Below are 25,747 nucleotides of genomic sequence, written 5' to 3'. Positions count from 1 at the left end.
CTGGAAGAAGTTATATAGGTTGGAGATAGCAGCTAATAAGGGGTAGTATTTGCTTAGTAACTTAACTCTCAATAGGAGGTAACAAATGAGTAAGTTCAAAAAATCAATAGGCAGAAAAATTTTGACTACAACTTTGGTGTTCTCATTAGTTTCAGGATTCAGTACGGCTGTTTTTGCTGCTGATCCAAACTTTGTGAACACGAATGATCCTGGGATGCCCGTGTTCACCAATGCAGCTGGAAATGTCGTGGTGCCTCCTGAACCCGCCACATTCAATGCGAGCAGAAGTATGATGATGGATATGTATCAAGCAGACCTTGCGGCAGGAGGCACTTCCTTCTGGATGGATCGAATCCTCACACGGAAAGGAAATGATCCTACAGGCACCTATTTGATGTCACGGGGCAAGGCTTTGTATATGTATGCGAACAGCGCCACTGTCATTGGATTTGGTAACAATATGGCCTATTTTGATTTGCTGAATCAAAAAGGGTACTCGATCCAGATCCCTGGCGTGACCTTCACGCAGGATGCAAACAAAAGAGTTCAGACGCCAAGTTACTGGTCTGCCTTTTATAATGCCACCGGATATACTCTGGAAGAAACCAAGTTTATAACGGATAATAACGTGGCAATCGATAATGTAACGATCACGAATACCGGTACGGCGTCTAAAACATTTGATTTAACAGCAGATTCCCCTTTTGCTAAAACGGCATCCAGTGATGGCACGGAGCTTACAGGTACATTTGATGTGAGAAATAATTTGACCAAAGTATTCCCACGGTTCAGTGGAACAGGCATGACAGCAAGCAATGGAATTTTAACCAGATCCATTACTTTGGCGCCTAATGAAAAAATTACGCTTAAATTCCAAATGGGTTTCATCACAAATGAAATCCCAGACTCGCTCATCGATTACAACCGATTTAAAGCTTATGATGCGAATACGGCTTATCTGACTCAGCTTCGCGAGTATAACAAATGGTGGGCTGATAACGTTCCGTACATCGATGTTGCGGATGAAAATATTAAAAAGATCATTTATTACAGATGGTGGTTAAGCCGATTTAATTTTCTCGATGCCAACATCCCGGGGAATGACTATCAATTCCCAATCTCTGTAGAAGGGGCACTAGGCTATAATAATGCCATTGTATTAACCCAGCCTATGCACATGCAGGATCTTAAATATTTCAGGAATCCGATCTATTCGTATGGAGATTGGGTGTCGGCCGGTGAAACTTCCAGGGACAGTCTGTTCACAGATAATCCGGGGAAACCGTCCAACTGGAATAACAGCTATTCCCAATACATCGGGGATTCCGCTTTTCAAACGTATGAAGTCCATGGCGGTCAAACGAAAATATTAAATAATTTAGCACGGTATTCTGAAAAAGATGCGAAAGGTCAGTTAGATCGCTTCGATACGAACAAAGACGGCGTTATTAATTATGATTGGGGCTCGTTGACAGGGAACGACGCGGATGGAAATGCTTTTCACTATTATGAAAAAAGAGGAAACATCAATCAGAATCGTACTGAAAGCGCTTTCGTATATGGAAATGCCATGGCTTCCGCAAAAGCTTACCAGCTAGCCGGCAACACGGAGAAGGCCAATGAAATGTTCGCTTTTGCAGATAAGCTGAAAACTTCATTCTTGTCCATTATGTGGGATGAATCATCCAAAATGTTTTTGCAGAAGGATTTATTAACTAATACGTTCATTCCGTGGAAAGAAGCGAACAATTACTACGCGTTCCAAATGGATGGACTTGTTCCTAAAGACGATCCTAAATATTTGGAGTCACTTCGCTATTGGGGAGATCCCGCTGAATTCCCTGTATTCCCATTCTATACGGCAAATCAGAAGGATAAGGCTCTATCCGTAGCGGCAGGCGTTGGCGGTTCCAATAACTTCGCCAATCTGAATGCTTCAGGTAACATTAGACTCTTTACTGAAGTGCTTAGAAAATATCCGAACCAACCTTACATTACAGCAGATATGTACAAGAAATTGATGTACTGGCTGGGATGGTCCACAGCCTATCAAGGTAATATTAACTATCTGGACAACAATGAGTATTGGTATAACTGGAACCCGACGACCAAGCAAATTGGCGGAAGATCCGGTATTCATCACAACATTCTAGGAAATTATAACTATTCCATGATTGAGGATGTTATGGGTCTTGTACCGCGTACAGATGCAACGGTTGAATTGTGGCCGATTGATATTGGTTGGGATCACTTTACCGTGAATAACCTGCGTTATCATGGTAATGACGTAACGATTGTCTGGGATAAACCAGGTGATGGAACTACCTATTATCCGAGTGTTCAAGAAGGATATTCGATGTATGTGAATGGTACGCTAGCGTTTAGAACGGATAAACTGGCTCATTTGGAATGGAATTCGGCTTCAGGTGTCGTATCGATCTTAGACGGCAGTGGGGCAACAGCATCGGTACAGAACAGCAATCCACAAATGAAAAGTGCAATGGATGTTGATTTGAACACGTATGACAGGGCGGCAGATTTGTTCCAGAAGGCTGGCGTGGATTTAACACCGGAAACAGGCAATGCTGCAAACCTGGCGTTGAGTTCAACGATGACGGCTTCTTATACACATCCGCTCACATCTGCATCAAATGCTAAAACAGGATTTACAATCAGCGGTAACTTCTTTACCTCCGGTGCGTTTAGCGCGAATCCGCCTATTTGGGGATCTAAAGGATCGACAAATGCACAAGACTGGCTAGAGTCTGATTTAGGATCACCGAAAACATTTGATGATATCAAAATTTACTACTATAACGACAAGCCGGATATTTTCTACAGAGAGCCTTCCATGTATACGGTCCAATACTATGATGAATCAACTTCGTCATGGGTTGCTGTTCCTAAACAATTCAAATCTCCAACTCTGGCGAACTATAATCATATCCAATTCCCACCGATTACAGCGCAGAAAGTTAGAGTTGTGATGACGCCTAAGCCTGGGTCAAATGTTGGGGTAAAAGAGCTCCAAATATTTAATACAGGCGTTAAAGCTCCGGATGCTGTCAATACGCCGCCGGTAGTGACTGTTCAACAAGATACGACAGCGAAAATTCCTTTAAAAGCGAAGCTGCTGGTCAATATGACGGATGACGGTTTACCTTCCGGCACGCTAGCTACCAGTTGGGCACTGAAAAGCGGAGTCCAAGGCGGCCAGGCTGTATTTACCAAAGATGCAGCGGGCAACACGATTGCTACTTTTAACAGAGCAGGCAACTACGTTTTAACGCTTACGGCTACGGATGGTGAATTGTCTACAATTGTGGACGTCGCAGTCACAGTAGATCCTCTTCCAAATGCTGTGAATGTGGCTTTAACGGCTACGCCTTCGACTTCCTTTGTTTCCACTTGGGAAAATCTGCTGGCCATCAACGACGGTCGTGATCCAACAAGTTCTACCGATAAAACGGGTGGTGCTTACGGTAACTGGAATAGCAGCCCAAAAACACAATGGGTAGAGTACACTTGGGGAACACCAGTGAACATTTCGAAATCAGATGTCTATTGGTGGACAGATAACGGTGGTATTCTAGCGCCTACTGACAGCAAACTTCAATATTGGAACGGCACAGAATATGTGGATGTTCCTAATGCAGTCGGTAACGGGGTTGCACTCAATAAGTACAATACAACAACCTTCTCGCCAATCACGACAACAAAATTACGCATGACGATCACAAGAGGCACGCAATGGACAGGAATTTTGGAATGGAAGGTTTACGCTGCTCCTACATCTAGTGTTAAACCTGTTAAAGTAAGCACACTCCATGACGTACTGCCAGTCCTGCCACCGACAGTAACGAAAGTTTTTGAAGATGGTACGACTGCCGCTGCAAGTGTAATCTGGGATGTTGTAACGCCAAGTCAAGTGGCGACTCCTGGAAGTTTTACAGTCAAAGGCACAGTGGACGGAACTAATATTGAAGCTGAGGCTACTGTCTATGTAAGGGTAACGAATGACGTAACGATCAACAGCATTCCGGATGAAAACATTTCCGTAACTGCTGGAAAACCACTTGTTTTACCATCGGTCATCGAAGCGTTTTATAACGATGGCTCCATTGATAATATCAATATTAAAGTAACATGGGATGCGTTTGATCCGAACTTATTGAACCAACCGGGTACATTTACAATCCTGGGCCATGTAGCTGGCACTTCCGTATTGGCGAAAGCAAATGTGACGGTATACCCTAGAACGATTACATCCTTCACCGCTGCAACTAGCTCAACTGTTGCTGGTGTAGCACCTGTATTACCGCAAACGGTAAATGCGGTATACGATAATGGTACAACTGGACCTGTAAACGTTGTATGGAGCATTACTCCGGAGCAATATGCTGCCGCAGGCACAGTTACTATCAATGGTACCGTTGCTGGCACAAGTATTGTACCGAAATTGACGTTAACTGTTACAGCCAAAGCAATAGCTAGCATTGCTCCGGTAAATGTAACAACGGCTCCGGGTACTGCCCCAGTATTGCCGACAGTCGTAACAGCAACGTATAACGATACGACAACAGCAAACGTTAATGTAACATGGGCTTCCATTGATCCAGCCAAATATGCTGCAGCTGGCACGTTCAGTGTGAACGGCACCGTTGCTGGCACAGCAGTGAAGGCGGTAGCTAACGTAACCGTTGTAGCCGCACAAGCTGTTATTACTAGCATTAACCCTGTGGAAGTATCAACAACCGCTGGAACTGCGCCGGTATTGCCATCTGCCGTGACAGCAAATTATAACGATTCGACTACTGCCTTACTAAATGTAACTTGGGATGCAATTGATCCTGCGAAGTATGCTGCGGCCGGGACGTTTAGTGTAAATGGTACGGTTGCGGGCACTTCGATTAAGGCAGTGGCCAATGTGACAGTAAGTAATGTGAATGTTACTACATCGACATTAATTGGTCCTGAAGCTGTGAATCAAGAACAACGGTTTGATTTGACTGTGGGTGTAAGCAGCCTGCAATCCAGCTTTACGACAATGGATGTCATTGTGAAATATGATCCATCCAAACTGGAATTCGATACGGTATCCAATGGTAATGTCCTCTCCTTAGCTAACAGTGCACTTAGCACGCTGAGAGACAATTTCAGTGTCTTGGGTACAGCGATCAAAGCTCAAAAAGGGGAAATTCGGATCATCTTGGCTAGTGTAGGCTCGAACAATGCCATTAGCAATCCAGGTGATTTATTAACTCTTCACACCAAAACGAAAGCTGGTGTTGAGCCAGGAATCACAACCGTATCGTTAGTTGACTTCAATGTTTCTAACGAGGGTTCAGCTACGCAAGTACCTGGCGTATCGCTCAACATTCAAATCAATGTCGTTGATAAGGCAGATCTGAACGCCGCTATTGCTGCTGCACAAAATAAACATGACAGCGCGACGGAAGGTACACAGGTCGGACAATATCCAGTCGGATCTAAAGCGACATTGCTAACAGCGATTAACAGCGCAATGGCAGTAAGCAACAACGCTGCTTCTACACAGACAGAAGTAGCAAATGCATTAAGCGCTCTGAATGCAGCCGTCACAACATTTAATAACTCTGTTATTACTGAAACTGATCCGGAGCCAGGTACTGTCAACAAAGCGGAACTTGCCGATGCAGTTACTCTCGCACAAAGCAAGTATGATACAGCCGTTGAAGGCGACAAACTCGGTAAGTATGAAGTCGGATCTAAAGCGACACTGCTGGCAGCTATTACTAGCGCTAAAGTAGTACTTGAAAAATCATCTTCCAGACAGCCGCAAGTGGATGCAGCGAAGGTTGCTTTGGAATCGGCTCTGCAAACTTTCTCAACGCAATTTATTACATTGGTTCCTGGTGAGACAAAAATCACGATCAAAGACCTGTCCATCATCGCTAAGTACTACGGAACGAAGTCAACTGACGCAAACTGGAGTCAAATTGAAAAAGCAGATATTTACAACACAGGTACAATTGATATCCAAGTCTTGGCATCTGTTGCGAGAATGATTATCGACGATTGGATGTTAGAAAACTAATCTAATGAGTGGGGAAGAGGGTGGAGTTTCAGCCATCTTCCCCTCTTTCATGAAAAGGACGAAATGCGGTTCAAGTGTGAACAGAAAGGTGATGTAGAGTGAAACTTTTTTCAAGAGTATGTTCGGCATTCATGTCTATCGTGATTGCGGTACCCTTTATAGCCTCTACAGGAACGGCATTGGCAGCTGATCCTGCGGATTACCAACTTGATGTCAACACGGCACAGCGTGGAGCTACGATTAGTCCAAATTTAAATGGGATTTTCCTGGAAGATATTAACTATGCTGGAGACGGAGGCCTATATGCCGAGCTTGTTGAGAATCGTTCTTTCGAGTTCTTGTCTGCTACCGGAAGTACGGCTAACTCAACTGCCGCTCCATTGTTTGCTTGGAAATTAGTACAATCGGGCGGTGGAGCGGGCACAATAACGGCAATGAAAACGAGTCCTTTAAATGCGAAAAACCCAACCTATCTCCAATTAAATGTGACTACACCTGGCGATGGCGTTGGATTTTCAAACGATGGATTCGATGGAATGGCTGTAAAGAATGGAGACAATTACGATTTTTCCATCTACTTGCGAAGTAGTGAGACGTTAACAGAGCCGTTGACAATCAGTGTGATGGACCCAAATGGGACGCAATCGTACGGTCAAGTACAAATTGCAGGCTCGGAAATCACGAGTACTTGGAAAAAATTCACGGCAACTATTCAGGCGACCGGCTCAGCAGTGAATGCCAAGCTGTTCTTGAAAACCAAAAACGTGGGGAAAATCGATGTTGATATGGTGTCACTTTTCCCGCAAAAAACATGGAAAAATCGTCCTGGCGGTCTTCGATCCGATCTCGTGCAGATGCTTGCTGACATGAATCCTAAATTTTTGAGATTCCCGGGCGGCGCTATTGTTGGCGGTAAAAACATGGCCAATGCTTATAATTGGAAAAATACGATTGGCGATGTCGCTGAAAGACCAAACAACATCAATTTCTGGTCCACGGCAAACCGTGGCGAGAAAGGGGCTGCGCCTACACAAAATCAATCGGGCGGATTAGGTTTCTACGAATATTTCTTGTTGGCTGAAGATCTTGGATCGGAGCCGCTGCCGGTTGTCAATGTCGGCATGGTGGAGCAATTTTTGGTTGGCGGACCTAACACGCCTTTGAACCAAATTCAACCGTATATACAGGATGCGCTTGATTTAATTGAATATGCGAATGGAGATACGTCGACAGAATGGGGCGCTAAACGTGCTGCTGCCGGTCATCCGGCACCGTTCAATCTGAAATATATGAGCCTTGGCAACGAACATTGGGGACAGGATTACTACGATCGATATCCATTGTTCTATGATGCGATCAAAGCCAAATATCCGTATATGAATCTTATTTTTTCAACTGGTGGCAGTGCTGACGTTGCCGCAGGCTGGAATTGGATTAACGATCCGTCTAAAGGTAAAGGAAGAGCAGAGGTCATGGATGAGCATTATTACACCAATGCCTCATTCATGTTGAACAATACAAATAGGTATGATAGTTATGACCGTAATTCCAAACAGGTTTTTGTTGGTGAATACGCCGTTAAAAACGATGCGGGATCTGCAAATAACGGGGACGGCAATACAGGCAACTCTATGAAGGGAGCTCTTGCCGAAGCGGCTTATATGACTGGCTTAGAGCGCAATGGAGACATTGTCAAATTCGCATCCTATGCGCCAACGTTTGCTAAGTTAGGAAATGGAGGAGGAAATACTTACACACAATGGTGGCCTGATCTCATTTTCTTTAATAACTCAAAGGTCTATGGGACGACGTCTTACCAAGTTCAGAAGTTATTCAGCAGTAATACAAGCAAAAGTTCTTATGTATTGCCAAGCACATTAACGAAAACAAATTCGAATGCTCAACAAGGCGTATACTCGGTTGTCAGCAAGGATCTCACGAATGGGGATATTGTTGTCAAACTGGTGAACAATTCCAATACGGCTCAGAATACACGCATTAATTTGAGTGGAATCAATGCAGCCAACTTATCATCGGAAGGAACGGCAACAGAACTTGCAGCAGGCGCGCTGACCGACGAAAATTCATTAGCTAACCCAACGAAAGTATCTCCACAAACGAAGACGATCTCAAATGTAGGAACGCAGTTCGATTATAGTTTGTCGAAATATTCTGTAACGGTATTGCGGCTGCACACCTCAGGCGACAATCCGTTGGATATTCTAAGTATTCCATGTATCACTCTGGATTCTGCAGTAAATAAAGCTCCAAAACTGCCGACTTCCGTAACAGCGATTCTGAAGAATGGCAGTACAACGAAAGTTGCTGTTACATGGGATCCAATTGATGTTAGTAAATTCTCAACCGTTGGGAATATGTTCACTGTAAACGGGGTTGTCCCAAGTACATCTGAAAAAGCAATGGCCATTGTAACCGTCATTGATACTCCGACAATAACAAGTGTTGCCCCTGTTAATGTCTCCACAAGAGCGACGGTAGCACCGTTCTTGCCAAGTACAGTGAAGGCCAATTATTCGGATCAGAGCAGTGATTATTTACAAGTAACATGGGAAACTCCAAATGCTGCTAAATATGCACAAGTTGGAACATTCACATTGGAAGGTACCGTAGCAGGTACAACCATCAAAGCGATAGCTAATGTAACCGTAACACCGGGACCTGCTCCAGGGACAGACTTGATGCTCTGGTACAAATTCAACGAAGGTAGCGGCACGACAGTAACGGATTCTTCCAATAAGGGGAATACGGGAACTTTGAAGACGACAACTGGAGGATCAGCGACTTGGATTCCAGGAGGTCACGACGGGGCAGCAATCAACCTTAATGGTGGCAAAATTGACGCCGGAACTAGCCGAGACCTGCAGCCTGCTGATATCACCGTTTCTTTCTGGTTTAAGAGAACGGCCAGTATTAGTGGCGAGCAAGTCGTCGCATGGTTCAAACCCAATGGTAATTATGCCGGTCAAGGTTGGTATATAACCTTAAATGGCGCGATTATCATGATGCTTGACGGAACAAACTTATTCAAAGTAGCTCAAACACCAAATAACTTTTTCCCATTAAATGAATGGACGCATGTAGCCTTCACTTTTAATTCTGTTACTAAACAAGGAGCTATTTACAAAAATGGTGTAGCCCAACAAGTAGCAGTTGAAGGAGCACTCAACAGTATTACTGCAACCAGCGATCCTAAATTAATTGGTGTTAGTGGTTATTCGGATGGCGCACCTTTAAAAGCAGGTGTATTGGATGATTTCCAAATCTACAACTTGGATAAGAGCCCTACGGAAGTTCAATCTATGTATCAAGGCAAGCAAATTACAAGCATCAACGATGTATCCGTAACAACTGAAGTGGGCACAGCGCCGGTATTACCAGCGGTTGTTACAGCGGTGTACAGTGACACAACGACAGCAGACGTAAATGTTGTTTGGGATGCCATTGAAGCATCCAAGTACGCACAAACCGGTACGTTTACTGTCAATGGGACGGTAGCGGGTACAAGTGTAAAAGCAAAAGCAAACGTCGCCGTAATTTCAACAGCGCCGACATCAGCAACCATAACAGGACCGACTTCTGTTGAAAGCAATCAACCAATCGATTTGAATGTTGGTGTGGATCATCTGCGTACCAGCTTCACAACGTTGAATATGGTGCTGAATTACGACCCGAGCAAGCTGCAATTCCACACAAAAACGAATAGCAACGGTACTCTTTCCTTGGCGGATGATGCATTAAGCTCTTTAAAGCCTAATTTCCGAGTTCTGGATACAGGCATTAAAGCCGATAAAGGCCAAATTCTGATCCTTATGATCAGTGAGGGAGCGAAGAATGAAGTCAGCGAAGCAGGTCCTCTGTTAGCCGTACACTCAGCTGCCAAAGCTGTCAGCGAGACGGTAACGACAAGCGTGTATGTATCTGACTTTGAAATTTCCAAAGACGGTGTAAGTACGAACGTCAAAGGCATGTCTCATGAAATTGAAGTAAAAGCAGCCAGCCAATCCGTTGATAAATCAACTTTGAACACAGTAATTGCTAATGCTCAAAGTAAATATGCAGCGGCTGTGGAAGGTTCCCAATCGGGTCAATACCCAGCTGGCTCGAAAGCCACTCTCTTAGCAGCTATTAATAGTGCGGCAGCTGTATATGAAAACTCGGCATCTACACAGGCTCAAGTAGACGCTGCAGTCACAGCGCTGAATACCGCTTTGGCAGTGTTTGATAGCTCTATCATCACTGAAAACGCGGACAAAACTGCTCTGAACTCGGCGATTGAAAAAGCACAGGCTAAGTTCGACGATACAAAAGAGGGTACAAGAATAGGTTCGTACCCGGCAGCAGCGAGAACAGCTTTGCAAACAGCAATCAACAGTGCAAAAGCCATTAACAGCAGTTCATCGGCCTCACAAGGTCAAGTAGATGAAGCGACAAGCACATTGAATACTGCAGTACAAACCTACTTGTCATCCTTGATTACTTTAATTCCAGGCCAAATGAGTGTTACTGTCAATGATTTGTCCCTGATTGCCAAGTATTATGGAACGACGTCTGCGGATGCAAATTGGAGTTTGATTGAAAAAGCTGATATTTATAATAAAGGCGTAATTGACATTCAAACTCTGGCAGCTGTGGCCAGAATGATTCTCGATGACTGGTTAAACCAGGAATAGTCAGATTGCAAACCGAAAGACCTGTCATTATCAAATGGCAGGTCTTTTGGTTATTCAGATATTGATCTTGTTCCTTATATATTTCTAACGAACTTTCTCCGAAAGTTAAGGGGTGAAATCCCTTCGTTATTTGAAAAACAGTAAGAAAAGTAGGAGCCGTACTGGAATCCAACTTCTTCAGCGATGCGTGTCATCGACCAATTCGTTTGAATGAGGAGCTTTTTCGCTTGTTCGATACGGTACTGGAGCAGGTAATCCATGGGTGTGACGCCGTACACTTTGAGCATACATTTTGCCAAGTAATTGGGGTGGTAGTTGAGTTCTTGCTGCAGGAGCGTATTCGTGATTTTCTGGGCAAAGTGTTGGCGAATAAACAGTTCAACTTTTTCGGCTAGATGGAAAGCCGAGACATCGGATCCCGAAGCCAGATCACGATCGATCAACTGCATGAATTGTTGAAAGGCGGTTTGCCTTTTCCAATTTCGCAGCGATCTCGGCTCTTCATCCAACAGGAAAAACTGATCTAATATGTCCTGCGCCTTTTGGGACAGATTCATAAACTTTGGAATAAAGATCGAGCATACCTCGCTGTGATGCAAATAAGCATTTTGCTTATGGTTGTTAATAAGCGTATTCCGATTGTCTAGACACGCCTTCATACTGCTGCATTCTTCCCAAGCACCGAACGTCTGGAAATGAATCCAGATGATTGTCGATTCACTTTGGCACGGCAACGTACCGTAATGGTTCGCGTCAGGCCTTAAAATAAGCGCGTCCCCTTTCTTAAGCTCCCATTCCTGAGTTCCTTCGCCTATATGTAAAATGCCGTCCGTCACGACAATTAGATCAAATACGCCGATTTGGCTCCTATTAATGTGTTGTTCACCTTCTTGATAAATTGCGCGTCCGCAATCTATGAAATAAGGAACTGGAGGAGAAATAAAGTGAAGGATCGATGAGAAGTTCATATGTTGAACCCTCCTATGACAAAGTTGTAATTTTTAAAAAAGTGGTTGTAAATTGCTATTTAATTACCATCTTACACCATGTATGATAAGCATGAAAGCGCTTGTTGTAATCCGTCAATTTCAATAAAGCAAAGGGGACTCCATTCATGACCATATCCATCTCCAGACCTATTTCCTTGAAAGATGTGCATATAACGGACGATTTTTGGTCGTCTTATATTCGATTGGTTCGAGAAGTTGTCGTGCCATATCAATGGGAAGCGTTAAATGACCGAGTAGAAGGGGCAGCGCCAAGTCATGCGATGAAAAATTTTAAAATTGCGGCTGGTTTGGAAACCGGAGAATTTTACGGCATGGTGTTTCAGGACAGCGATGTGTCGAAGTGGCTGGAAGCGGTTGGCTATTTATTAGAGACCGGAGGGGATCCAGAGCTGGAACGGTTGGCCGATGAGGTGATCGATATCATCGATAAGGCACAGCAGAAGGATGGTTACTTAAACACGTACTTTACACTCAAAGAACCTGACAGCCGCTGGACGAATCTTGCAGAATGCCACGAGCTTTACTGTGCAGGTCACTTTATCGAGGCAGCCATTGCTTATTACAAGGCGACAGGAAAACGGAAAGTGCTGGATGTTGCCTGCCGACTAGGCGATTGCATAGATCAAGTATTTGGAAGCGGACCAGACAAATTGAACGGCTATGATGGACATCAAGAAATAGAGTTAGCGCTCGTCAAGCTCTACAATGTCACGCAGGAAGATCGATATTTGAGACTAAGTCAATTTTTTCTGGATGAAAGAGGTAAAGAGCCGAGCTTTTATGAAATGGAATATCATCGCCGCAGCATGAAGGTACATTTTCCGATGTTAGATATCGTTCATGACCGAGCTTACAGTCAAGCGCATGTACCGATTAGGGAACAACAAACGGCAGAGGGGCACGCGGTTCGCGCCGTTTACATGTGTACAGGAATGGCCGACGTTGGGGCGGCAACAGGGGATGCCGAGTTACTCGAAGCTTGCCGCAGATTGTGGAAAAACATAGTAAATAAACGCATGTACATTACAGGAGCCATAGGCTCGATGGAACATGGTGAATCGTTCTCGCTCGATTATGATCTCCCTAATGATACAGCGTACGCGGAGACTTGCGCCTCGATTGGATTGATTTTTTTCGCCCAACGCATGCTGCAAATCGAACCAAAAAGCGAGTACGCCGATGTCATGGAGCAGGCTTTATACAATACCGTGATTAGTGGCATGTCTCGTGACGGCAAGCGGTTTTTCTATGTGAACCCGTTAGAGGTATGGCCAGAAGCCATTGGCAAAAACCACAATGTAAACCATGTGAAGGCAGAGCGTCAAGGATGGTTCGGATGCGCTTGCTGTCCTCCTAACATTTCACGCTTGCTCGCTTCATTGGGCCAATATATTTACAACATCCAAGGACGTACCGTATATGCAAACCTGTATATCGGAAACCAAGCAACAGTGGATATCGAGGATCAACAGGTGAAGATAACTGCGGAGTCTCAATTTCCTTGGGATGGACTTGTCCGATTTCAAATTGATGCTGAGAAGGAGATTGATTTCACCCTCGCATTGCGTATTCCAAGTTGGAGTAAGGATGCGAAACTGGTTGTGCAAGGAGAAACGATTTCTCTCCTCGAAGTTTGTAAAAATGGCTATGCTTATATCCATAGAAAGTGGCAGCCAGGAGATCATATAGAACTTCTTCTGCCAATGTCGGTCAATCGGATGACAGGGCATCCTAACGTTCGTGCAAACATTGGGAAAGTCGCGCTGCAGCGCGGACCGTTAGTCTATTGCTTGGAGGAGGCAGATAATGGTCCGTCCCTGCATCAAGTATTTTTAGAGCGCCGGCAAGAAAATGCGTATGAGATTGCATTTGAGGCAGAGCTGTTAGGAGGTCTTCAGACGATTACCGTTCCAGCAAAACGGATTGATTCCAACGGCTGGGGAGAACATCTGTATAGGGCTAACATGGAGACTTTTATGAAGCAGGATACTCTGAAGTTTATTCCTTACTATGCATGGGCGAATCGAGGTTATGGTGAAATGACGGTTTGGGTGAAAGAGGAATGAAACGCGTTATAGAGCCAAGGCCTTCTCCCGTCCAAGGACGTGAGAGGGCCTTATTTGTCAGAACATTACCACGCAAATGTCATCGTAACAATCACTAACAAAATAAAGAGTACCAAAATTGCTGCAGCACTTGTGCCGCCACATCCTGCTCCTGCTGAAACACCCATCTTCGTCAACCTCTCTCTTCTTGAATTTTGACTTCCTCAGAGATGCCTTTTCTTAAACTAAATGCTGAATGCTGTTAAAACAATGACTAACAAGATGAAAAGAACAAGTACAATTGCTGTTGACGTATATCCTCCGTATCCACCAGTTGAACAAGCAGCGTAACCCAATAAAATTACCTCCTTTTGGCATTGTGTATGATGACTATATAAAGTACGAATCTGCTTCTATAAATGTTTGGACGATATAACCAATTACTTTTACCTAAAAATTCATCCAAGTAGATCTGATCCAATGAACCGTAAAATAGCGAAGGAGCTGCCGTCAGGCAGCTCCTTTTAGCACATATATTTCCACTTCAATAAAATACCCTGTTCATCAGAACATCCAGCGCACGTTCAATCTCTTTCAATTCTTCATCTGTTACGGTACCGATTCTCTGGACGAACTGGGATTCAACACGCTGAAAAACTTCGTTCATCATCGCTTCTCCTTCTTGTGAAAGTCGGATAGATTGCTTGCGACGGTCTTCGGCATCGACAATCTTTTCACACAAATGTTTTTCACTCAACTTCCTAAGCTCACGGCTTGTGTTAGGCATGGACATATGCATACAGTCGCTGATCTCGCTAAGTGTAACGGGTTGGCTGACGGCAATGTATTCTAGAATCTTATATTGAACTGGCGTGAGCGCTTCTGATCTCACATCCTTTGTCATATCATTCGTTATTTGATGGACTGCAGCCGTGAAGGCCACGAATTTCTGAAACAGTACGTTCTTCACCACACGATCACCTCATACTGAACAATAGCAGAATAATTATCAAATAACAATTATCTTTTGACAACTAAAAACGGAGTGTGTTACGATTTACTTATCAAATGATAAGTAAAGGAGTGTCGAAATGAAAACGTTGATTATTTACACACATCCAAATCATCAAAGTTTGAGTTATGCATTTTTGCAGAAGGTCGTCCAGGGGAGCAGTGAGAATCCGAAAATAAATGAAGTAAGGGTATTGGATCTATATGAGGAGGGATTTAATCCGATCCTGGTTTTTTATGAACATAAGCGCCGGAGGGATATGCATGCCGACCCTGATCTTGCTGTTTACAGGGAACAACTCAAATGGGCTGACAAAATCGTTTTTGTATATCCGATCTGGTGGGGACGACCTCCAGCTATGCTCATGGGATATATCGACCAGATGTTTGCTTCCGGATTCGCATATAAGGATCAGGGCGGTTTATTGCCGGATGGACTTCTGAAGGGGAAGTCGGTGGTGTGCATTTCAAGTATGAAGGGACCGGTCTATTACCCGTTGTTTTGGCTGAATAACGCTCACAAAATATTAATGAAAAAGGCACTCTTTAACTTTGTAGGGATTAAAAAAGTAAAGTTTTTTGAATTTGGCAGTATGGAGAGTCCACGAGGCAATCAGCAGCAGAAATTAGAGAAAATATATGACTACTTCAAAACAGTAGACCGTTAACTTAAGCTGCCGCGATAAATGAGAAAGCTGCCGACCGCTGTGGGTCAGTAGCTTCGTATTGTATTATTGAAATTTAGTGTGGTAAAATTTGTGAGATCAATGGTCACTAGGAGGAGCTAGCGTGTCATTTGAAATAAAGAGTTACATTGACCATCAAATGGTCAAAATTTTAGGGGGAGAAATCGAACTAAGAGACGATAGAATAAAAAGCAAATGGAGAGTTGACCTAGGACCGTTTCTACTTGCCCAGTATCCTGTAACTAGAGGGCTATACGATGCTATTACCAATAATTCTCCTCTTTCTTTTGATGAAGATCTGAAACCGGTTGTGAATATTTCTTGGAATGATGCCATCACTTTTTGTAATCTGCTTTCCCAGAAAGCTGGACTGAAAGAGTGTTATTCGATAAGCAAGGATGGTGAGAGCATCATTTGCGATTGGGAATCAAACGGCTTTCGACTTCCGTCAGAGGCAGAGTGGCAATATGCATGTAAAGCAGGGACTACTGGTTATAGATACGGAGAGCTTGATAAGATTGCTTGGTATAATGAAAATTCAGGAGGCAAAGTCCATGAAGTCGGAAGAATGGAACCGAATGCATGGGGGCTGTATGATATGTTAGGGAATGTTTGGGAGTGGTGTTGGGATTTGTATGATGAACAAGTGTACGGCTCCTACCGGATATTCCGAGGAGGCAGTTGGGCAGAAGAGGCCAGGGGGTGCGGGGCTTCTTGTCGTCGTCGCAGCCATCCGACACTTTGCATAGATGACCTTGGATTCCGTCTTGCTCAATCTTTTTAAGTTGATAACTGGAAACGAGAGCTTGATTACAAGATATTCAGATTGGTGGGAGCAGCATGCAAAAGATACTAATATTTGGTGCAAGCGGTCTTGTCGGGAGAGCTTTAATCGAAGAATTTAGAAGTGGATTTGACCTATTCGGGACCTATTCGACTTCATTAACTAGTCTCCCTGATGAGAAGCAAAGCAAATTGGAACTTCAGGAAATCGATAAAATGACGGAAATGATACGTTCGATAAAACCCGACATTGTGATTTCTTGTCTTAGGGGAGAGTTTGATCAACAGTTCAAGTTTCATAAAGCATTAGCTATGGAATTAGTAAATTATAAAAGCCGTCTATATTACTTTTCTACCACAAATGTATTTGATGGGGATTATTCAAAGCCCCACACAGAATCCGATCTACCTGTTTCCGAATCGGACTATGGAAAATTCAAAATTGAATGTGAAAACATGCTAAAAGAAATTTTAAATGACAAAGTGATGACGATCAGAATCCCAGCGATATGGGGGAAGGATTCTCCAAGATGGAACATAATCAAAGAAAGTATCAGAAATAATAAAATGATAGATGTTTACAGCAACCTAGTATGCAGCAATCTTTCAGATGTGCTATTAGCCAAGCAGCTGCGGTTCATAATTGAAAAAGACCTAAAAGGGATATTTCATTTAGGTTCTGTCGATAAGATGACTCAGGGACAATTTTATGAAGAGATCTTATCAAAACTTGGAAGTGATACGAGCATACTGCGATATCATTTGTTTCAGGACCAAGTTGATACTTATTTTTTTAGATTGATTTCAGATCGTGACGATGTGTCAAGCTCCCTGCAATGTAAGAATGCAGAGATTATAGCTTACCTTATGGAATAAATAGGTTCGATTAGCTGCAAGGTTTGTGGCTGTTGACGGTAAAACTACAAGTGTGTTAAAATGACTGACAGTCATTCATGTGAAGCGGGGAGGGAGGCAGCGATGACAAAAGACCTTGATAGTAAATATACAAAAATTTTACATGCAGCGATTGAAATCATTTCAATTAAAGGGCTTGAAAAAACGTCAATATCGGAAATTGTTAAACAGGCTGGAGTCGCACAAGGCACATTTTATTTGTATTTTCAATCGAAAAATGCGTTAATACCAGCCATCGCCGACAATCTCTTAACTACGACCCTCGATACGATTAAGAAAAAAGTTGCCGGTGAGACAAGCTTTTGGCGCCTCCTCGAGATTTTTATAGATGAGACATTCCACATTACGGATGCTTATAAAGATGTGATCGTTCTTTGCTATTCGGGTTTGGCAATCGATCACTCCATGGAGAAATGGGAAGCAATCTATCAGCCTTACTATGACTGGTTTGAAAGCATTTTGAAAAAAGGAATAGCCAGCAATGAGCTCACTAGCCGTATGCATGTCAATTGGACTGCCAGAATGGTCATTAATTTGGTGGAAAATGCGGCAGAGCGCTTTTATATTGGACAAGAGCAAAATGATACTTTAGAAGTTTATAAGACCGAAGTCTATACATTTTTGCAAAGATCATTAGGCAGCTAACTGCATAATGGATGGTCTCCTCATGGCGCAAAATAAAGCGCCATTTTTAAAGTAAATAAAATGACTGACGTTCATTCATTTTTTTGAAGAAGGGAAATTATTATGAAATGGTTAACTGTATTTATCGCTGGGATTCTTGAAGTTATATGGGCATCCAATTTAAAGCATGCTTCTACAGCATTGGAATGGATAGTAACATTTGTATTGATTGCTGTTAGTTTTGGACTGTTGATTTATTCTTATCGAAAAATTCCCGTCGCAGCCGCTTATACGGTTTTTGTCGGGATTGGAGCAGTCGGCACTTATCTGGTCGGTATCATGCTCGGAGAGCCATTATCGGCAATGCAAATATTGTTTTTAATGCTATTGATTGTGGGAGTTATCGGTATGAAAGCTTTTACGAAAGACGATAAGAAAGAAACGAGTGGTGATTCCTAATGGTTTGGGGTTATTTAGTGCTTGCCGGTATTGAAGAAGTAATTGCAGTTATTGCAATGAAACACATAGATGGCACAAGGAAGAAATGGCCTATCTTCGTTGTTGTGGTTGGATTCTTATTTTCGTTCTACTGCTTGTCAAAAGCGATGCAGACCTTGTCCGCAGGCGTCGCTTACGCCGTATGGACGGGTATAGGCAGTGTAGGAATTACAATCGCAGGTGTATGCTTGTTTAAAGAAAAATTTACTCGTATGCAATTGTTATCCCTCGTTTTCATTTTGATTGGGGTAGCGGGATTAAGATTAACTTCAAGCTGATAGAGCGTGGTCAGCACAAACGAATAACCCCAGCATGTCAAGCATGCCGGGGCTATGGTGTACGTTTATTCGAGGGTGCTTTCGAGATTTTTAAATTGATTGGAAAACATCCGGGAATACGTGCCGTCTTGGCTCATTAGAGAGCTGTGATTCCCTTGCTCGGCGATCTCCCCACGGTCAATGACCATAATCGTATCGGCATCCCGAATCGTATTTAACCGATGCGCAATGATAAAGCTTGTGCGCCCTTTCATGATGGAGAGAAGGGCTTCCTGTATATGCCGTTCCGTCCGTGTATCAATGCTGCTCGTCGCTTCATCCAGAATAAGAATGGAAGGATCAGCCAAAATGACGCGTGCAATCGCAAGTAATTGGCGCTGACCTTGACTTAAATTCCCGCCGTTCTCAGAGAGCGGCGTATCGTAATGTTTGGGCAACCGGCTGATGAAGGCGTCAGCATTCGCGAGCTTAGCCGCTGCAATCACTTCCGCATCCGTCGCATCAGGCTTGCCGTATTTGATGTTCTCCTTTATCGTGCCGGAGAACAAATACGTATCCTGCAGCACGATTCCGAAGCTGCGGCGCAAACTGTCGCGGGTATAGGATTTGATATCCCTTCCGTCAATCAAGATCGTACCGCTTATCGCATCATAGAAGCGGGTCACTAGATTAACGATCGTCGTTTTGCCTGCGCCTGTAGGTCCGACGAGCGCCAGGCTGCTGCCTGCCGGAGCTTCAAAGCTGACCTGTTTGAGAATCGGCATATCCGGTCGATAACCAAAGGTTACATCCTGGAAGGTGACATGTCCGATGGGCTTCTGCAGCTCAACAGCGCCAGGTTCATCCTCGACTTCCTCGGCTTCATCCAACACCTCAAAGGCACGTTCTGCTCCAGCAACGCCAGACTGTAGAACGTTATATGTGTTCGCGATATCGTTAAGGGGTCTCACAAATTGGCGCGAATAGCTCAGGAAGCTTGCGATGACTCCTACTGTGATGTGACCCTTGACGGCGAGCACGCCACCGACAATTGCGACAGCGGAAAAACCGATATTATTGATGACGCTAAGGAGCGGCATCAGAAAGCCGGACCAGATTTGCGCCTTTAAGCCAACCTCATACAATCGACTGTTCACGCTATTGAATTCATCGATAGCTTTCTTCTCGCGATTAAATGCTTTGACAACGAGAAGTCCGGAAATCGTTTCCTCAATATGACCGTTCAGCTTGCCGAGCTGTGCCTGTTGGTCTTTGAATAACACGCTTGTACGCTTGGTAATCGTTCTTGCCAGTAAGAATACGAGCGGAACGGTAATGAGGCTTGCCAATGTCAGGGTGGGGCTTAGTATCAGCATCATGACTAATGAGCCGACGATGGCAATTGAACCCGCCATCAACTGCGTTGTCGATTGCGAGATCGAGTTGCTCACGTTGTCAATATCATTCGACAGCCGGCTCATAATATCTCCATGCGAGCGACCGTCGAAAAAAGCAAGCGGCAACTTTTGCAGTTTTGCGAACATCGTTTGCCGGAGCCTCTTCACGATACGCTGCGCTAGCCCGGCCATGACCCAGCTCTGCAGGAACGTAAGCCCACCATCAGCGATGTACGTAGAAATCAGAACAATCATCGTCACATCGAGGATGCTATAGTTAACCTGGCTGCCCGCCATCGCGTCAACGGCAACACCAATGAGATAAGGGCCAGCCAACGTTAAAGCAGAGTCCGCTAAAATGAACAGAAAAACGATTGTCAGCCATTTTCGTTCTGTACCGATATAGGACCAAAGGCGGCGTAAGGTGCCTTTAAAATTTTTGGGCTTCACGGCAGGAGCGCGCCCACCCCGGGCAAGGGGGCCTGTGATCATCGGGACGTCAGGGGTTTGTTGACGCGATCCTTCATTCGGCTTTGACATGATGAGGCAGCTCCTTTCCAAATTGGGATTGGAAAATTTCCACATAGACGCGGCAGTTCTTCATTAACATCTCATGGGTGCCGATGCCGACAATTTCACCGTCGTCCATTACAACAATTTTATCCGCATCCATGACAGAGGTAATGCGCTGCGCAATGATCAAACAAGTGACACCAGATGCGAATTGCTTAAGCGATTGTTTAATTTTCGTCTCAGTGGCGGTGTCCAGTGCGCTAGTACAATCATCGAGAATCAGAATGTCCGGCTTCCGAACGAGTGCGCGGGCAATCGACAGCCGCTGCTTCTGACCACCGGAGAGGTTCACGCCCCGCTGACCAAGCTTGGTTTCATATCCTTCGGGAAACGCAGTAATAAAGCTATCCGCTTCTGCCATATTCGCGGCGTGCGCAATCTCATCCCGCGTTGCATTTTCATTGCCCCAACGCAAATTTTCTTCGATTGTGCCGCTAAACAGAACCGTTTTCTGCGGCACGATGGCAATGCGATCGCGCAGCTTGGCAGGATCGAGTAAACGAATGTCCACACCATCCACGATGATTGTGCCGGAGCTCGGATCATAGAAGCGGGGGACGAGACTAACGAGACTGCTTTTACCGGAGCCTGTGGACCCGATGATGCCTATCGTTTCGCCGGGAAGGCACGACAAGTTGATATTTTTGAGATTAGGTTCTCCTGAAGCTCCTTCATAGGAAAACGTAACGTTCTCGAAGTCAATGCGGCCTCCAGGACGATGAGCCGGCAGTTTCGCAGCGTCGTCCCACGTCATCCCATCCACTTGACTGAAAACTTCACCGATCCGATTGGAGGAAGCTTTCGCCCGAACGAACATATTAAACACCATGGAAATGGTCATCAACGCAAACAAAATTTGCGTCATGTAGTTGACGAATGCGACGATATGCCCGACTTGCATCTGTTGGTGATTAACCCGCGAGGCGCCAAGCCAAAGCACCGCTACGATCCCGAAATTAACCGTCAACAGGATAGAGGGGTTAAAGATAGCCAGCAGCCTCGTCACCTGAATCGATTGGTACTGATAATCAGTGTTTGCTTGCTGAAACTTATCCGCTTCATGGTCGAAGCGATTGAAAGCCTTGACGACACGAACGCCGGACAAATATTCCCGCATGACCCGATTGACGCCATCCAGCGCCTTTTGCACGCCCACGAATCGAGCAAATCCGACTTTCAGGTTCAATGCGACAAGCACACCGACGATTGGAACCACAACGAGCAGCACGACGGCCAGATGGGGGTTGAGCCGCACAGCCATAATCAAACTCCCTATACAGAGAAGGGGGGCTTTTACAAAAATGCGCATTAGACCATTTACAAAATTTTGCACCTGTGTCACATCATTCGTTAACCTTGTAATTAACGAGGCGCGTTCGAATTGCTCGATATTCGTGAACGAGAGCGATTGGATTTTTTCAAACAAATCCGCTCTAAGTTCCGTTCCGAATTTCTGCGAAACATGACTCGCCACAATGTTGCGAAGCGATGCTGCAACAGCCCCTAAAGCGGTGATGATCAGCATCAAACCACCCATGCGGAGCACATAATCGAGCCGTTTCTCCGCGACTCCTACGTCCAAAATGTGGGACATGATCGTCGGTTGAAGTAAATCTGCAAACGCTTCCAACGTAACGAAAAAGACAGCAACCAGAAATAACTTCCAGTGCTTGCTGACATACTTCTTCATAAAACCCATCTTGAACACTCCTTTTTCCGTGGTCAACCTCTCACTTGAACGATACTCCCATTTTAGCAAATTGTCATCCTTTGATAGCAATAATTTTTAACCTTAAACGAATAGATGGTATATTATGGTGGTAAACGTCCCTATAATTCGAGCAAATGACTTTTATAGTATGTTGGGGGGTCAAATAATCTATGAAAACAATTTTAATCGTTGATGATGAAGAAAAGATTCGTGAAGTTGTTGTTTCCTATTTGCAATCCGAAGGTTATCAAACGGTTGAAGCGGGAACCGGGATTAAAGCGCTTGAATGGGTTCGAAGGGGAAATATTGACCTTATCATTTTGGATTTAATGCTACCGGATATGTCCGGAGAAAATGTTTGCAAAGGGATACGTCAGTTTTCGCCGGTACCTGTCATTATGCTAACTGCGAAAGTATCCGAAGACGACCGCGTGCAAGGATTAACGCTTGGTGCCGATGATTATGTCGTTAAGCCATTTAGTCCTCGCGAATTAACAGCAAGAGTAAAAGCCATCATGCGTCGCGCACAGGATGATACGCTTTTAGCTGAAACGATCTCGTTTCAAAGTGACGACCTTAGCATTCAACCGTCCAGACATGAAGTTTACAAAAAAGGTAATTTGGTAAATCTAACTCCCAATGAATATAAGTTACTGCTAATAATGGCGCGTCATCCGAACCGAACATTTACGAGGGAACAGTTAATTGAGAAAGTGCTCGGATTTGATTTTGAAGGAGACGCTCGTTCCATTGACCAGCATGTAAAAAATCTTCGGCAAAAGATAGAGTCTGATCCTAAAAAGCCGCAATACATTGTGACCATCTTTTCCGTAGGTTATCAGTTTAAAGGTGGCGACGCTTTATGAAAGGGTTATATGCCCGAATCGCATTCGCATTTATTGGCATTGCCTCCGGTGTTTTACTCATCTCAACCATTGCGTTTATCGTGGAGACTCATTACCACTTCTCGTTGTATCAACATCAAGCGAAGGATATGAATCTGAGTTCCCCGACGTTTGATACGCATTTTGAGCAGGCCTTAGTGCAGTCTGTTCTATGGTCCGCTATCCTGGGCATTCTGCTTTCGGTATTGTTAAGTCTCTTTGTCGCTAAACGGATAACAGCTCCGTTAATTCACATGAAAAAAGTTGCGGAGCGTATGGCGAAAGGCGAGCTAAATGCGAGATCCACAGTGATAGGCAATGATGAGCTCGCCGATCTAGGCGGTTCGCTTAATCATCTCGCCGAACAACTTCTGAAGCAAGAACAGTTACGCAAAACGATGACAGCAGATGTGGCTCATGAATTAAGAACACCGCTTGCGACACTTAAGAGCCATATGGAAGCGATGATTGACGGCGTTTGGACGCCAACTCCAGAACGCTTAGAATCGTGTTACGAGGAAATTGAGAGACTCCGGTTCCTTGTCGGTGATTTAGAACAATTATCGGAAGTAGAGTCGCCGAATTTTAAGCTTCAAAAGAGACACCAAGATGTTTCCCTAGCCATTAAACAATGTGTAGAAGCTTCGAAAGCTGCCTTTGTTCAAAAGGGGGTACATTTGGAATTTGTTGAGGGTCCGTCTGTATTCGTGGAGATCGATCGGCAAAGATTTGGTCAAATCATGACAAATTTATTGTCTAATGCCCTTAAGTTTACTGCAAAAGGTGGACACATAAAGATATGGATGAAAGAAGAACAGAACAAAGTAGTTATTGGCGTTGCAGATACAGGCAGCGGGATCAAGGCAAGTGAGCTACCCTACGTATTCGAAAGGTTTTATAGAGGGGAGAAATCGCGAAGTCGTAAAACAGGCGGAGCCGGCATTGGTTTATCGATTGTAAAAGCAATTGTTGATGCTCATGAAGGAGAAATTCAAATTAAAAGTAAAGAAGGGCAAGGAACTGAAGTCGTTGTGAATTTTAACATTTACAAAGAGTAATCTACACAAGATCTACACAAGTATCCTTTAAAATAAATGTAAACAAGAGGTGTTGCTTTAATTTCAAATTAAAGATTTCCAATAGGAGGAACTAATGACATGCAAAAAATAGTAATTTCAATTTTACTTACAGCTTTGATTCTAACAGCTTGCGGAAAATCAGGATCAGGATCCAAGGTGGAGGAGATGGATCATAGTAAGATGGCCCAAGAAGCAGGTTCCAATCAAGCAGAGAATGTCCAAGCCGTTTTCAAGCCCTCTACGGATAAAATAATGCCAAACCAAGATACGACTATTATGATTAAGATACAGTCCAAAGACGGTAAAGCGATAGACAAGTTCGATACTGTTCATGAAAAACAGATGCATTTTATTATTGTAAGCAAGGATTTGTCGATCTTTAACCACATTCACCCTGATTATAAAGGAAACGGCGAATTTACCGTCACTACACAATTTCCGACTTCAGGCGAGTTTAAAGTGATTGCGGATATTACTCCAACCGGAATGGGAGCAATGAGTAAGAGTCAGTGGATTTCGGTGCAAGGTAGCGCATCGGCGCCAAAGGCCATTGAGCCAGATGCAACTCTAACAAAAGTGGTAGATAATAAGGAAGTCACACTTTCATTTGATCACCTTATGGCGAACATGGAACTGAACTTAACCTTTACGATTAAAGATGCTCAAACCAAACAGCCAGTAACCGATCTCCAACCTTACCTCGGGGCAGTTGGCCACGTTGTGATCTTAACCCAAGATGCAGAAAATTATCTTCACGTGCATCCGACAGATGAGAAGGCATCGGGACCGGATGCTAAGTTTATGACAACATTCCCGCATAGTGGCGTGTATAAGATTTGGGGACAATTTCAGCAAAATGGTAAAGTATTTACGGTCCCATTTGTTATTCAAGTACCGTAAAAGTGATAGAAACCCAGTATCCTTAGAATACTGGGCTCAGAATGACTCAAACGTAGTGACGCTCATTCCTAAGTTTTATTTTAGGATATGTGAGCGTCTTTTGTACTATTAACGTGCCTTTGGAAACACGCGTTGAACAATCTGAGTGAATTCCTGGAAGAATCCACTGACTGGATGACCTAACCGAACATCGGATACGTATCTGTTAACACGATCTACAAATTCTGGATTGGTGGAAACATATACATTTTGAATATTCGGATCGGTTGCCCTGACCTGCTGAGCTATTTGATGTTCCATATCAGAGCTCAATTGACCTTGATTAGCATCAATTACAGCAGCAACATACGCACTTTTTCCGGTAACAAGCGCATTTGCAGATTTGACCCCGTTTATCTTAACAATCTGATCCGTCGCCTGTTTAGCTACTTGAATTCGATTGTCAGCAGCCGGAGTTGCCAGGGGCGTGATATGATGACTTTGTTGCATGTTAACGCCTTGCTGCTTAACCTGATCATTTGCTTTACGCGTACAACCTGTGGAGATAATCATTAGAGTACTTATTGATATTACGATTCCCGTTGTTGCAAGCTTCTTTTTCATTGTC

General features: G+C 44.1%; 19 protein-coding genes. 12 read left to right on the top strand and 7 right to left on the bottom strand.

What is annotated here, in order from left to right; translation table 11 throughout:
• The first annotated feature begins 85 nt into the window (after positions 1-85).
• Complete coding sequence (locus J2Z65_RS17140) at positions 86-6,076, top strand: Ig-like domain-containing protein (protein WP_209855970.1); 5,991 nt, start codon at positions 86-88, stop codon at positions 6,074-6,076.
• A 131-nt stretch (positions 6,077-6,207) separates the two neighbouring features.
• The gene (locus J2Z65_RS17135; protein WP_167060126.1) at positions 6,208-10,767 is read left to right on the top strand and encodes an Ig-like domain-containing protein; all 4,560 of its coding nucleotides are present in this window, start codon (positions 6,208-6,210) and stop codon (positions 10,765-10,767) included.
• Positions 10,768-10,841: 74 nt separating this feature from the next.
• On the opposite strand, the gene J2Z65_RS17130 is transcribed toward J2Z65_RS17135, so the two are convergent.
• A complete protein-coding gene (locus J2Z65_RS17130) occupies positions 10,842-11,735 on the bottom strand; it encodes an AraC family transcriptional regulator (RefSeq protein WP_167060123.1) in 894 nt (297 codons plus the stop codon).
• 146 nt (positions 11,736-11,881) lie between these two features.
• On the opposite strand from J2Z65_RS17130, the gene J2Z65_RS17125 reads away from it, so the two are divergent.
• Complete coding sequence (locus J2Z65_RS17125; RefSeq protein WP_167060120.1) at positions 11,882-13,843, top strand: glycoside hydrolase family 127 protein; 1,962 nt, start codon at positions 11,882-11,884, stop codon at positions 13,841-13,843.
• A 65-nt stretch (positions 13,844-13,908) separates the two neighbouring features.
• Here J2Z65_RS17125 and J2Z65_RS17120 read toward each other — a convergent pair whose 3' ends face one another.
• From J2Z65_RS17120 to J2Z65_RS17110, 3 genes are all read right to left on the bottom strand, one after another.
• Entirely contained in the window at positions 13,909-14,010 is a 102-nt protein-coding gene (locus tag J2Z65_RS17120) for a YjcZ family sporulation protein (RefSeq protein WP_167060366.1), read from the bottom strand.
• 57 nt (positions 14,011-14,067) lie between these two features.
• Positions 14,068-14,178 (bottom strand): sporulation protein YjcZ, encoded by a 111-nt coding sequence (gene yjcZ, locus J2Z65_RS17115; protein ID WP_167060117.1) that lies wholly within the window; start codon positions 14,176-14,178, stop codon positions 14,068-14,070.
• Positions 14,179-14,366: 188 nt separating this feature from the next.
• Positions 14,367-14,795, bottom strand: coding sequence for a MarR family transcriptional regulator (locus J2Z65_RS17110; protein WP_167060114.1), 429 nt, complete (start codon positions 14,793-14,795; stop codon positions 14,367-14,369).
• A 118-nt stretch (positions 14,796-14,913) separates the two neighbouring features.
• Here J2Z65_RS17110 and J2Z65_RS17105 point away from each other — a divergent pair, with 118 nt between their 5' ends.
• From J2Z65_RS17105 to J2Z65_RS17080, 6 genes are all read left to right on the top strand, one after another.
• Entirely contained in the window at positions 14,914-15,501 is a 588-nt protein-coding gene (locus J2Z65_RS17105; protein ID WP_167060111.1) for an NAD(P)H-dependent oxidoreductase, read from the top strand.
• Between the two features lie 157 nt (positions 15,502-15,658).
• On the top strand, positions 15,659-16,303 hold the full coding sequence (locus J2Z65_RS17100; protein WP_193580977.1) for a formylglycine-generating enzyme family protein: 645 nt from the start codon (positions 15,659-15,661) through the stop codon (positions 16,301-16,303).
• 56 nt (positions 16,304-16,359) lie between these two features.
• The gene (locus J2Z65_RS17095; protein WP_167060099.1) at positions 16,360-17,178 is read left to right on the top strand and encodes a sugar nucleotide-binding protein; all 819 of its coding nucleotides are present in this window, start codon (positions 16,360-16,362) and stop codon (positions 17,176-17,178) included.
• A 102-nt stretch (positions 17,179-17,280) separates the two neighbouring features.
• Positions 17,281-17,862, top strand: coding sequence for a TetR/AcrR family transcriptional regulator (locus J2Z65_RS17090; protein ID WP_167060094.1), 582 nt, complete (start codon positions 17,281-17,283; stop codon positions 17,860-17,862).
• Between the two features lie 102 nt (positions 17,863-17,964).
• Positions 17,965-18,300 (top strand): DMT family transporter, encoded by a 336-nt coding sequence (locus tag J2Z65_RS17085; protein ID WP_167060085.1) that lies wholly within the window; start codon positions 17,965-17,967, stop codon positions 18,298-18,300.
• A complete protein-coding gene (locus tag J2Z65_RS17080) occupies positions 18,300-18,617 on the top strand; it encodes a DMT family transporter (RefSeq protein WP_209855967.1) in 318 nt (105 codons plus the stop codon). The genes J2Z65_RS17085 and J2Z65_RS17080 overlap by 1 nt, the downstream gene beginning before the upstream one ends.
• Positions 18,618-18,682: 65 nt before the next feature.
• On the opposite strand, the gene J2Z65_RS17075 is transcribed toward J2Z65_RS17080, so the two are convergent.
• On the bottom strand, positions 18,683-20,485 hold the full coding sequence (locus tag J2Z65_RS17075) for an ABC transporter ATP-binding protein (protein ID WP_240159796.1): 1,803 nt from the start codon (positions 20,483-20,485) through the stop codon (positions 18,683-18,685).
• Positions 20,486-20,516: 31 nt separating this feature from the next.
• Positions 20,517-22,265 (bottom strand): ABC transporter ATP-binding protein, encoded by a 1,749-nt coding sequence (locus tag J2Z65_RS17070; RefSeq protein ID WP_167060071.1) that lies wholly within the window; start codon positions 22,263-22,265, stop codon positions 20,517-20,519.
• 182 nt (positions 22,266-22,447) lie between these two features.
• On the opposite strand from J2Z65_RS17070, the gene J2Z65_RS17065 reads away from it, so the two are divergent.
• The 3 genes from J2Z65_RS17065 (at position 22,448) to J2Z65_RS17055 (ending at position 25,140) form a co-directional block, all read left to right on the top strand.
• Positions 22,448-23,143 (top strand): response regulator transcription factor, encoded by a 696-nt coding sequence (locus J2Z65_RS17065; RefSeq protein WP_167060062.1) that lies wholly within the window; start codon positions 22,448-22,450, stop codon positions 23,141-23,143.
• Positions 23,140-24,219, top strand: a complete 1,080-nt coding sequence (locus J2Z65_RS17060) for a sensor histidine kinase (protein ID WP_167060059.1) — start codon at positions 23,140-23,142, stop codon at positions 24,217-24,219. The genes J2Z65_RS17065 and J2Z65_RS17060 overlap by 4 nt, the downstream gene beginning before the upstream one ends.
• A 99-nt stretch (positions 24,220-24,318) precedes the next feature.
• Positions 24,319-25,140 carry a hypothetical protein gene (locus J2Z65_RS17055; RefSeq protein ID WP_167060056.1) on the top strand — a complete coding sequence of 274 codons (822 nt, stop codon included), beginning with the start codon at positions 24,319-24,321 and terminating at the stop codon, positions 25,138-25,140.
• Positions 25,141-25,248: 108 nt separating this feature from the next.
• On the opposite strand, the gene J2Z65_RS17050 is transcribed toward J2Z65_RS17055, so the two are convergent.
• On the bottom strand, positions 25,249-25,743 hold the full coding sequence (locus J2Z65_RS17050) for a YhcN/YlaJ family sporulation lipoprotein (protein WP_167060053.1): 495 nt from the start codon (positions 25,741-25,743) through the stop codon (positions 25,249-25,251).
• Positions 25,744-25,747 lie beyond the last annotated feature (4 nt).

Source organism: Paenibacillus aceris (assembly GCF_017874035.1).
In the GTDB taxonomy this organism is placed as follows: Bacteria; Bacillota; Bacilli; order Paenibacillales; family NBRC-103111; genus Paenibacillus_E; species Paenibacillus_E aceris.
This window is presented reverse-complemented; position numbering and strand designations above follow the sequence as displayed.